Here is a 10987-nt window from a genome sequence, read left to right as displayed (position 1 = left end):
ATCCTCGAGACGGCGCCCATCCGATGCCCGCACTGTCGGTGCTGGCTTGTCCAGCACAGGTGCGAGTAGAACTGCCAAAGTAGAGCTAGGTTCCTTTGCCGGTATGTGTCGCGGCCGAAGTCGGGGTTTGCGGGCAGGTTGGCGCGGCTCGGAATAATCGGCACGATGAACTTGCTACGGATCACACCGAGCGGCCATGCGGTCGAGTATGTCTTGTCCCAACCGGAACGCTGCTGCCGCGGCCACAGGAATCATGGCGAAGAGGTGCACAGAAAGCTCTGACCAGATCAGTGTTTGTCCAGGCATGCAGATTGCCTTCAATAAGCCGCGGTTTTAGCTGGGCGAAGGGTTCGCTGGCCATAGTAGGGCTATGCCATCCAATCCGGGACGGCTGGCACCCATTGCCGCCTCCACATCCAAGAATTGTTCTCGCTGGACAATTCGGCTCAAACGTGCCATCCATTTCATTATTAGGAAATTTGCTGTAAATACGTGTTAATCTGATGAGTGGGGGAATGGCGTGATTGCGCCGTTGAGGAAAAGGACGCTGACGGGCGACCTATACACCCGCGACCCGAAAATCGAAGCAATGCTGGTCGAACTCTCAAGCATCCCCCGCGGGGAACTCATCGAGAGGGCGCGGATATTGCGGCGAGATGACCCCCAGTACGTTCCATCCGAGTGCCTCGTCCATTTCATCCGTTCCAGTCGGCTGGACAATTCTGACGCTTGGTTCGAACGTCTCTACAGAATCTTGACAGAGCGTGTCCTTAGGTGTCTGCCGAGGGCCGATAGCTCTGACGGCAGAACAAGATCTCTCAGCAAAGAGACAATCCGCGATAAGGTATTTGGCCGGTTTGTTGAGCTCCTGTCAACTGACCGCGCGACGTACTTAGAACAACTCGATTACTTTGAGATTCGATTTGATGGTGCCTTGGCCAATTTGCGCCGGGATGCTCAAGAGCAAGCTTGGCGTGACGAGAACCGGTCCGTTCCGTTGGAATGCGATGCCGAGACCGGCGAGGTCACGGCAGAGGTCGAGAAGGCTGCAGGCCAGTTTGATCCGTTCGCGGCATCTATAGTCGATGACGCGGTTTACCGGTTGCGCCTCGATGCGGCGATTGCCGACTTGCCACCGGAACAAAGCAGGATCATTCATATGTTGCGACAGGGGTTTCCCATCGACTCGAAAGAACCGGGCGCCATGACCATAGCCAAAGCGCTTAGGCGCTCGGAAAAAACGGTTAGAACGTATCGGGATAAAGCGTTCGCCGTTCTGCGGGCAGCGCTCTTGGAAGGAGACGAGTCGTGAGCCCCGCCGTTCATCCGCCATCGCGGGAGGATGTCCTCGGCGCATTCGCCGTCGAGCTAAATCCGAACCGCGCGACGCTCGAGCGTTATCTCCGTGCATATCCGGCCTACGCGGTAGAGCTCATCGATCTCTCGCGGGAGCTCGCCCGCGATATCTGCGAGGACGAAAAACCGCTTTCGCCAGCGGACCAGGCTCAGATTGACAAGGCTTGGCTTCAGCACGCCGAGGCGGCGCCGAAGACGGTGACCGACCCATTCACCAACGCTCCCCCGCACCAACTTCGTGAAGTTGCCAAGCGACTCGATGTGCCTCGGCAAATTATTACCGCCTTCCGCGAGCATCGCGTGATCCTGGAGACGGTGCCGCGGCAATTTCTGGAACGTTTCGCAGACAGTCTGAACTGTTCACTTGATACGCTGATCCAGACGCTTGCACCGGGTTCAAGACCGGTTCCTGCACGCAGCTACAAGGCCGATGGCAAGCCCGTGAACGAAGGCCCGGTGAGCTTCGAACGTTTGTTGATCGACGCCGGAGTTCCAGCCGATAAACGCTCGCAGTTGCTGGCGGACGCCGAGTGACATGGAGGCTGTGGAGCTCGCCAGGCAGGTTGCAGCTGAGCTCCACAACCGGGCGGTCGCGCGCGGCATGGATCCCAGATTGCCCTACGCCTTTGCCCTTGCGGAGGCCGAACGACGTGGTATCGATGTCGAGTCGACGGCGCCCGGAGCAGCGGTCCTGAACGGGGCACGAGCCACGTTCGCGTCGGCCGACGACCTCATCCTACACGAGAATGTCGGCACACTGTTCGAGCAGGCTTTCCTCGTTGCCCACGAAATCGGGCATGTCGAGCTTGGCGACGGCATCGACGACGAGCCCGCTCGCGACATCATCCCGGCGAGGTCCGCGGAGCCGTCTCCGGTCGGCATGGACAGAGTCGTGGACTATGGCCGGCGGCAACGGCGCGAAATACAGATGGACCTGTTCGCGCGCGAATTCCTTCTCCCGCGTCCCGTTGTGCGGACGCTCCACGTCGACCATGGACTAACTGCAACTCAGATCGCCGATCGTTTCGGCGCGCCGTTCGAGGTCGTTGCGCAGCAACTCCTCGACGCGCTCTTGCTGCCGCCGGTCGCGTCGGCCGCGGACGAGGTGAAGCCGGAACGGCCGCCGAACCACCTGCAAGCGGCGGCGGCCCTACACCGAGGCGAGGCCTATCTACTCGAAGCCGGCCCTGGGACTGGCAAGACTCAGACGCTGACGGCTCGGGTCGCCGGTTTGCTCGACGACGGGGTCGATCCGCGCCGCATCCTGTTGCTCACATTCTCCAACAAGGCCGCTGGCGAGATGGCGGAGAGGATAGCGCGCAAGCGCAAGGATGCGGCCGCCGCAATGTGGATCGGCACCTTCCACGCCTTCGGCCTCGACCTGATCCGCCGCTTCCACGTGGAGCTCGGCTTGCCCAGAGACCCACGTATGATGGACCGCGCGGAGGCGGTCGAGCTCTTGGAAAATGAGTTCCCGCGGCTGGGCCTTGCGCACTACCGCAACCTCTACGACCCGACGCAGATAATTGCCGATATGCTCGCGGCCATCTCGCGCGCCAAGGACGAGGTGGTAGATGCCACGCAATACGCGGAACTTGCCGACCGCATGCTACAGCGTGCCGTAACGCCCGAGGCGATCGAGGCAGCGGAACGCGCAGCCGAAGTCGCGCGCGTCTACGATGTCTACGAAGCGCTCAAGCGGGACGCGCACCGCGTCGACTTTGGCGATCTCGTCTCGCTCCCGGTTCAGTTGCTCGAGCGCGACGGAGCCATCCGCATTCATTTGCAGGAGCAGTACGATCACGTCCTCGTGGACGAGTATCAGGACGTGAACCGCAGCAGCGTCCGACTATTGTCCGCATTGCGACCCAACGGGTGCAATCTCTGGGTGGTCGGCGACGCCAAGCAGTCGCTATACCGCTTTCGCGGAGCCTCATCGTTCAACATGGTCCGCTTCGGAGGAGCGGACTTCCCGAGCGGCAGGCGCGGACGCCTGAAGCGGAACTACCGTTCGGTCGACGAAATAACGAAAGCTTTTTCAGCCTTCGCGGTCGGCATGCGCGCAGGAGACGCCGAAAGCAGTCTTGAAGCCGATCGTGGTCCGAGTGGAACTCGGCCCGAGCTTCGTACCGTCGGACGTGCCGAGCAGCAGACGGTTGCGCTGGCGGACGCCATCGAGGAGATGCGGGATGCCGGACACTCCTATCGCGACCAGGCGATCCTCTGCACAGGCAACGAAAAGCTGGCAACAATGGCCCAGGAACTCGAACGCCTCGGTGTGCCGGTGCTGTTCCTGGGCAGCCTGTTCGAGCGCCCGGAGGTAAAGGACCTGCTGTCCTTGCTCTCGATCCTTACAGACCGCCGCGCCATGGGCCTAGCCAGAGTCGCCTGCTGGCGCGAGTTCGCGATGTCGTTCGACGATGTCGCGATCGTCTTCGACCATCTGCGGACCACCGAGGCCGCGCCTGCGGCTTGGCTTAGCAACCCTGCGGCAATCCCGGGCTTGTCTCCGGCCGGGCTCGCTGCCCTCAACATGTTGGCCACTGCCCTGCTTGGCTGGGATCAGACATCGTCGCCTTGGCTCGTGCTGGCGAGTGTGCTGCTCGATCGGACTCGCTTGGCGACCCGCCTGTCGACGTCCGTAGATCTTGCAGACCGTACCCGCACGATCGCGATCTGGCAGTTCATGAACTTCCTCCGGGTCCAACCAAGCGGCCAAGGACTTCCGATCGTACGCCTGCTCGACCGCGTGCGTCGACTGGTGCGGCTTGGCGACGACAGGGACCTCCGGCAACTGCCCGCCGCTGCGCAAGGTCTCGATGCCGTGCGGCTGATGACGATCCACGGCGCCAAGGGCTTGGAGTTCCCGGTGGTCCATGTCCCCGGCCTGAACGCAGACACGCTGCCGCGGACGCCGCCGGCTCCGCCCTGTCCGGCGCCTGACGGCATGATCGAGGGCGATCAAGGGAGTTCGCTCAACCTGTTCCGGGCCGGTCAAGCCGAGGAGCAGGAGTGCCTCTTCTATGTCGCGTTGTCACGCGCGCAAGACCGGCTGTTCCTATACGCGCCGACGCAGAAGTCGAATGGCCACAGCCGCCCTCTATCCCCCTTCATCGATCGGTTGGGACAAACCCTAGCGAAGAAAGCGGCAACGCCATCGAGACCGCTCCCGCCCGCGCCAGAGGACGGCGACATCGCCCTCGCCATCGAGGGTGGCCTCAACTTTGACGCGTCGCAGGTCGCTCTTTACGAGTCGTGTCCGCGCCGGTTCTTCTACACGCATGTGCTCAAGATCGGCGGTCGCCGATCAGCGACCGCCTTCATGCAACTGCACGAGGCGGTGTGGGCTGTAGTGGAGGCATGTATTGCCGACGCGGCGCCGGTTGGTGATATCGAATTGGAGCGGCGCGTCACAGAGGCGTTGGTGACGCACGGTTTGTCGGAGCACGGCTACCATGCTCAATTCCGTGCATTGGCGCTCGAGATGATCCGCTTTTTTGCCGCAAGCCGGAGAGGCCACACACCACAAACGCCGCCCGCGTTCAGCCTCACCTTCGGCGACGCGCGGATCGTCGTGCGCCCCGACGACGTGCTCGTGCGCCCCGACGGCGTGCCCGTTCTGCGACGCGTCCGAACAGGGCACATCCGCTCAACCGAGAGCAAGGACGTCGGCGCCGCAGCGTTCGTGATCGCTGCACGCCAAACCCTTCCGGACGCGGTTGTGGAACTCGTCCACCTTTCCGATGAGAAGGCGGTGGCCATCGTCTTGTCGCATCGCGACCTGCAGAACCGGCGCGAGAAGCTTGCCGGCTTCCTCAGGGACATCCACCGCGGCAAGTTTCCGGCCAAGCTGTCGTCTCGGACGTGCCCTGGATGCCCGGCCTTCTTCATTTGCGGGCCCACGCCAGAAGGTTCACTGCGAAAAAAGTTCGCCTAAACTTACCGTTCAGCCAAGCTCGCACCGATTGGATCCTTGGAGCTGGGGCGCCGCCCCGGTCGATCACAAGGTTCCAATCGGATGAGCACTCAGGACCCCCTCGAATACGACGACCTCGGCGATGCCCTGCGCGAAGGCCGGGCTTTACGTTCGGCGCGTGGATATCGCATCCTCTTCGCGCAGGGCGACCTCAACTTCATCTCGCTGACGGTGACCGACCCTGTGCCGCTCGGTCGGCAAATCTTGGAAGCGGCTGGGCTGGAGCCTCGCGACAGCTTCAGCTTGTTTGGCATCCTGCCGTCGGGCGAATTCGAGGACGTGCGCCTCGATGAACCCTTCGACCTTCGCGAGCGCGGGGCTGAGCGTTTCGTCGCCTTCCGGACTGATCGCGACTTCAAGCTGACGCTCGACGATAGGCAGCTCGCGTGGGGCAAGCCGGTCATCAGCGGTGCGGTGCTCTATGGGCTCGCCACGCCTGGCGAGAACGAGGCCGTGTTTCTCGAGGTGCGCGGCGGCGAAGACCGGCTGATTGAACCGGGCGACCTGATCGACCTCGATGGGCCGGGCATCGAGCGGTTCATTACCGCGCCGAATGGGCCACCGACCTACGAGATCATCATCAACTCGCGACCCCGCACGGTCAATGACCGTCGGGTGACCTTCGAGCAGGTCGTCCAGTTCGCCTTCCCGGGCCAGCACGAGCCGAACGTCGAGTTCTCGATGACCTACCGCCACGCCGCCTCGAAGCCTCCCTCCGGCGAGCTCGGCGCCGGTGGGTCCGTCGAAGTGAAGAAGAAGGGGACGATCTTCAATGTCACCCGCACCGTTCAGTCGTAGCGCCGACCTCAAGCGCCTCCGTGATGAGGGGTATTTCGTGCGCATCCAGGGCGGGTTCCTGGTGATGCGTGAAGTTCCCTACGTCGACGGGCAGAGGCAGGTGCGGACCGGAACCCTCATCTCCAGCCTGACCATGGCCGGGGATGAGACCCGTTCGCCCGACACCCACGTCGTCTACTTCGATGGCGACTATCCGTGTCGGGCCGACGGGACGCCGATCCAAGGAATCTCACACCAGACCAACACCGTGCTCAGCTTGGGCCATGGCCTGACCGCTAGGCAGGCCTTCTCCAGCAAGCCCGACACCGGCTATACTGATTACTACCACAAGATGACGAGCTATGCGGGCATCCTGTCCGGGCCCGCCGCGGTGGTGAGACCAGGCATCACCCCGAGGGTGTTCCGCGCGCCTGAGGACGGGGAAGACAGCGTCTTCAACTACATCGACACGGCATCCGACCGGGCCGGCATCGGCGCGCTGACCGAGCGGCTGCACGCTGAGAGGGTAGCGATCATCGGGGTCGGGGGCACGGGATCATACGTCCTGGACTTCGTTGCAAAGTCGCCAGTCCGTGAGATCAGGCTCTTTGACCAAGATGAGTTCCTTCAACACAACGCCTTCCGCACCCCTGGTGCGGCATCTTTGGGTGAACTGCGGGAGGCGCCGAAGAAGGTCGATTACCTGAAAACAATCTACGACCGCATGCACCGGTTCATCAGCGCGCATCCGGTGGCGCTGCATGATGGCAACCTAGATCTTCTTAACGGCGTCACCTTCGCCTTCCTCTGCGTCGACGCGGGGGATGCGAAGAGAGGCATTATCGAGAAGCTCAAAGCGATCGGAGCCTCTTTCGTCGACGTCGGCATGGGCCTGGAACTCGATGATGGATCGCTCGGCGGCATCCTTCGGGTGACCGCAAGTACACCCTTCAAGCGCAATCATGTGTACCAGGGTCGCATCTCTTTTGTCGGCGGCGGCGCGGATGATCTCTATTCGTCCAACATCCAGGTGGCCGACCTCAACGCACTGAACGCTGTGCTTGCCGTGGTCAAGTGGAAGAAGATCCGTGGCTTCTACCGCGACCTCGAGCGGGAACACCATTGCACCTACACGACTGACGGCAACATGCTCCTAAATGGAGATCTCGGATGATGCGGCACATGCGCTTGGAGCACCGATTCGTAGGGCACATCCCAGAGAAGCTCGATCCTGGCGTCCTCTACGTTTCAATGGAGTACGCGACCGCTGCCCACAGTTGCTGCTGCGGTTGTGGCGAGGAGGTCGTGACGCCGTTCACGCCGACGGATTGGAAGATGACCTTCGACGGCGACAAGATCTCGCTTCTTCCATCGATAGGCAGTTGGACTCTCCCATGTCGGTCGCACTACGTGATCGACCGTGGCAAGGTCATCGAGGCCGGTCCTTGGACGGACGAGCAGGTGGCGGTGCAGCGCCGCCGCGACCGGGCAGCCAAGGCGCGCTACTATGGGACAGAGAATTCCGGCATTAATGAGGTCACAACGCCGCCGGGCGCGCAGAGGCAACCGGAACGACCGACCCTGTTGCAGCGAGCGCGCAGGTGGCTCTTCGGCTGAGCCGTCTGACGAGTTTCCCGGTCGGTTCGCCGGCCGGGGGGTTCGTTGCAGATGGGTGCACCCTAGCACAACGGTCGGCGATTGCGCCGCGGCGTGTCGCTTTTGGGTTGTTGACGGCCTTATGCAACCTCCGTTGCATTGGGTTAAAGGTCAACCGCATCGTCGGAGCCCGCCGTGGCCGTCTTCGGGTACGCCCGTGTCAGCACCGCAGACCAGGACCTGTCGATCCAGGAAGAAGCATTGCGTCGGGCAGGCTGCGACATCGTCCGTTCCGAGAAGGCAAGCGGATCAAGCCGCCACGGCCGGTCCGAACTGGAGATCCTCCTCCAGTTCCTCAGGCCGGGCGACACACTGATGGTGACCAGGGTCGATCGGCTAGCACGCTCGGTGAAGGACCTTCAGGATATGGTTCACGACCTGAGGCTCCGGGGCATAGCCCTGAAGGCGACTGACCAAGCGATCGACACCTCGACTGCGGCCGGCAAGGCTTTCCTGGACATGCTCGGCGTCTTTGCCGAATTCGAAACGAGCCTACGGCGCGAACGGCAGATGGAAGGCATAGCAAAAGCAAAGGCGCGGGGCGTTTACAGGGGACGTCCACCGTCCGTCCCCCGCGATAGGGTTATCGCTCTGCTCAACCAGGGCAAAGGCCCGGCCGTGGTAGCGCGCGAACTCGGAATTGACCGCACAACTGTTTACCGGATTGTGAAGCGGGCCAATTCGACCGCCGGCTAAGCCATGCCCGGCCAGTCGCATTTCGACGTGAACAAGGTGCCGGTCCTCTTGGGCTTCGCGCATTGCGGAGCCTGACCTCGAAGTGCTACCGGCCCAGATGTCCCTGTTTGCTTCGGCATCTCGTGATTCTGGCGACAGCGATGACCGCCACGGGCTGGCAGGATAGTCCGCAACTGAGACGTGTGCGCATCGTATGCACATGATTCACGCGACACGCACAGAAAGTCATGAAGCCTAGCACTTTTCTGCAGAAGGTGACGGACCAGCGAGGGGTCATTTCACCGCGGCGAATGAGCGAGACGCTCCGGATGTCCATCGCGCAGCTCGCTCGCGTCGCGAATGTTCCTCGGAACAGTCTCTCGCAGAACCCGGAATCACCTGCTGTGCAGGGGCACCTAGAGAAGGTGGCGCGCGTGATCACAATGGCTTCCGAGATCCTAGGCGGCGACACCACTAAGGCAGTCCTGTGGTTCCGCTATCACCCCCTGTCGGACTTCGATGGTGTGACAGCCGAGGAGCTGATGGCCGGCGGCCATAGCGATGCCGTGCTCGCCCATCTAGACACCGTTCGCAACGGCGGCTTTGCTTGACGGCTCCACCGACCACGGCTGTCGAAACCCCTATGGAGGATGGTGGCGCTGAGGTGCGGTGCGGCGCCCCGCGGACGCCGCGAGTTCTCGGCTCTGGTCGCACCGCAGCGCCCTCGGCAATCGTCTCGATCACCAAATGGGGTCCTCACGGACAGCACAAGCTTGCCTGGACGGACAGGGGGCGACATAGCCTGGCACTTCTCGCGCCGGGCGGCACATGCGAGAGGAGCTGCTGTGGAAGACGGCATACCATGAACTCGGCCATGCCTGCTCCGCCGCTCACCTGTTGCTTTGCCTGCGCCTGATCTGACCCCGCCGCCAGCGGGGTCACGTCGGTGACCGCTCTGATACCAGTCTGCATTCCGCCGTCGCGAAGCTGCCGACCGCCTCATGCGGTTGAAACCTGCTGGAACGCGGAGACGGTCCTCGCACTCGATCTCAGCGCTCTCGCAGGGCCTCGGACTGATATTTAAGCACCGGGTTCAAGAGGTATTCCATAACGGTCCGGTCACCCGTCCTGATGTCGACAACTACGGTCATTCCCGGAATCAGCCGGATCTCCCGTCCATCGAGGTTCATGGTCTCGCGGGCCAATGCGACTCGGGCCTTGTAGGCCGTCTGGTCGGGGCGCATCGCGCCCGGCGAAGGATCGCTGCTGCCCATGGCGTCCGCAGACAGGCTCTGAACCGTCCCGGCAATGGAGCCATAGCGGGTGTAGGGAAATGCATCGACCTTGACGACCACATGCTGGCCCGGCTGCACGAACCCCACGTCGCGGTTCGGGATTAGCGCCTCAACCTCCAGCCGGTCGTCGTCCGGCACGATCTTCAGCAGCGGCTCAGCCTCCTTGACGACGCCCCCGAGCGTATGCACGGACAGCTCGGAAACGACACCGTCGACAGGGGCGACCAGCATGCGCCTGGCGATACGCTCCCGCGCCTTGCGGAGATCGGCCGACAGGATCGTGATCTGCTGGTCCTGCTCACTCAAGCGCCGCAGCAACTCCTCCCGGCGATCAGCGAGGAGCTGTCGTCGGCGCTCCTCGGCGAGCCCGAGTTCCGACTCCGCCTGGGCGAGCCCCTGGCGCAGGACGTCCTGTTCGCGCTCATTCTCGACGAGCGCCTGCTGCAGTTCCAGAAGCTCGGACTTCGCCGTCAGCTGGCGCGAGACCAGATATGCCCGGGTTTCGACCCGTTCCCGCAGAATCGGCTGGACGGCAACGAGCTTGGCGACCTGGGCCTGGGTCGCTGCACGCGCCGCCCGAAGCTTGACGATCTCGGCCTCAGCCGCGGAGACCTTGCCTCGGAACGATGTCCATGCCCCTGCCAGCAGCTGAGCCCGAAGGGCCGCCGTGCGGTGCAGTTCGGCTTCGGCCCGCGGCGACCACATATCGGGATCGTCCGCCTGGGCCAATGCCCGGACTGTCGGCATCGCGGCCTCGAACAGGTCGGTTGGCGGCGCCTTGTCCCCACCGACGGCCGCCAGCTCGGCTTCCAGCGCCGCGGCCTCGAGCCGTGTGGTGACAAGGCGCCGATCGAGGGTCTCACGCTCCACCCCGGTTTCCGTCGGATCGAGCTCCAGGACGGGATCGCCGGCCCGCACCCGGTCGCCGTTGCGCACGTGGATGGCCCGCACGATCCCCGTCTCGAGAGGCTGAACCAGCTTCACTCGCGCCGAGGGCACGATCCTCCCCTGAGCACTGGAGATGATGTCGATCCGGGCGAATGAGGCCCAGCCTGCGAAGGCCGCGAGGATCACGGCCATCAGCATAGGCAGCCACACCACGACGCCGGTGGGCGCCCGTTCCGCCACTTCGACCAGCGCGGGAGAGAAGCGATCCGCGCGCACCAGCGCCGACAGCGGCTCATGCGGACGCGCGCGCGCTGCGGCAGTCAGCGCGTCTTCGTGGCCATCTCTGACTTCGGCAACGGACATG

Annotated in this window: 9 protein-coding genes; 8 read left to right on the top strand and 1 reads right to left on the bottom strand. The window is 63.1% G+C overall.

Going from position 1 to position 10987, the window contains the following annotated elements:
- Positions 1-589: 589 nt before the first annotated feature.
- The 8 genes from JUB13_RS28500 (at position 590) to JUB13_RS28465 (ending at position 9051) form a co-directional block, all read left to right on the top strand.
- Complete coding sequence (locus tag JUB13_RS28500; protein WP_207485447.1) at positions 590-1312, top strand: RNA polymerase sigma factor; 723 nt, start codon at positions 590-592, stop codon at positions 1310-1312.
- Complete coding sequence (locus tag JUB13_RS28495) at positions 1309-1890, top strand: hypothetical protein (RefSeq protein WP_207485446.1); 582 nt, start codon at positions 1309-1311, stop codon at positions 1888-1890. The genes JUB13_RS28500 and JUB13_RS28495 overlap by 4 nt, the downstream gene beginning before the upstream one ends.
- A 1-nt stretch (position 1891) precedes the next feature.
- Entirely contained in the window at positions 1892-5293 is a 3402-nt protein-coding gene (locus tag JUB13_RS28490; protein ID WP_207485445.1) for a UvrD-helicase domain-containing protein, read from the top strand.
- An 81-nt stretch (positions 5294-5374) separates the two neighbouring features.
- Complete coding sequence (locus JUB13_RS28485) at positions 5375-6130, top strand: multiubiquitin domain-containing protein (RefSeq protein ID WP_207485444.1); 756 nt, start codon at positions 5375-5377, stop codon at positions 6128-6130.
- A complete protein-coding gene (locus JUB13_RS28480; protein ID WP_207485443.1) occupies positions 6105-7283 on the top strand; it encodes a ThiF family adenylyltransferase in 1179 nt (392 codons plus the stop codon). The genes JUB13_RS28485 and JUB13_RS28480 overlap by 26 nt, the downstream gene beginning before the upstream one ends.
- 8 nt (positions 7284-7291) lie before the next feature.
- Positions 7292-7726 (top strand): DUF6527 family protein, encoded by a 435-nt coding sequence (locus tag JUB13_RS28475; RefSeq protein ID WP_207485442.1) that lies wholly within the window; start codon positions 7292-7294, stop codon positions 7724-7726.
- 174 nt (positions 7727-7900) lie between these two features.
- On the top strand, positions 7901-8461 hold the full coding sequence (locus tag JUB13_RS28470; protein WP_207485441.1) for a recombinase family protein: 561 nt from the start codon (positions 7901-7903) through the stop codon (positions 8459-8461).
- Positions 8462-8769: 308 nt separating this feature from the next.
- Positions 8770-9051 (top strand): hypothetical protein, encoded by a 282-nt coding sequence (locus JUB13_RS28465; RefSeq protein WP_207485440.1) that lies wholly within the window; start codon positions 8770-8772, stop codon positions 9049-9051.
- 438 nt (positions 9052-9489) lie between these two features.
- Here the strand turns inward: JUB13_RS28465 and JUB13_RS28460 are convergent, their stop codons facing one another.
- Positions 9490-10986, bottom strand: a complete 1497-nt coding sequence (locus JUB13_RS28460; protein ID WP_207485439.1) for an HlyD family type I secretion periplasmic adaptor subunit — start codon at positions 10984-10986, stop codon at positions 9490-9492.
- Position 10987: the final 1 nt, after the last annotated feature.

The organism is Arenibaculum pallidiluteum, assembly GCF_017355985.1.
GTDB classification, from domain to species: Bacteria; Pseudomonadota; Alphaproteobacteria; order Azospirillales; family Azospirillaceae; genus Arenibaculum; species Arenibaculum pallidiluteum.
This window is presented reverse-complemented; position numbering and strand designations above follow the sequence as displayed.

Excerpts from the sequence above, each read along its gene's own strand:
- JUB13_RS28500 (WP_207485447.1), top strand. The coding sequence starts at position 590 with ATGCTGGTCGAACTCTCAAGCATCCCCCGCGGGGAACTCATCGAGAGG.
- JUB13_RS28490 (WP_207485445.1), top strand. The coding sequence starts at position 1,892 with ATGGAGGCTGTGGAGCTCGCCAGGCAGGTTGCAGCTGAGCTCCACAAC.
- JUB13_RS28485 (WP_207485444.1), top strand. The coding sequence starts at position 5,375 with ATGAGCACTCAGGACCCCCTCGAATACGACGACCTCGGCGATGCCCTG.
- JUB13_RS28480 (WP_207485443.1), top strand. The coding sequence starts at position 6,105 with ATGTCACCCGCACCGTTCAGTCGTAGCGCCGACCTCAAGCGCCTCCGT.
- JUB13_RS28475 (WP_207485442.1), top strand. The coding sequence starts at position 7,292 with ATGCGCTTGGAGCACCGATTCGTAGGGCACATCCCAGAGAAGCTCGAT.
- JUB13_RS28465 (WP_207485440.1), top strand. The coding sequence starts at position 8,770 with ATGTCCATCGCGCAGCTCGCTCGCGTCGCGAATGTTCCTCGGAACAGT.
- JUB13_RS28460 (WP_207485439.1), bottom strand. The coding sequence starts at position 10,986 with ATGTCCGTTGCCGAAGTCAGAGATGGCCACGAAGACGCGCTGACTGCC.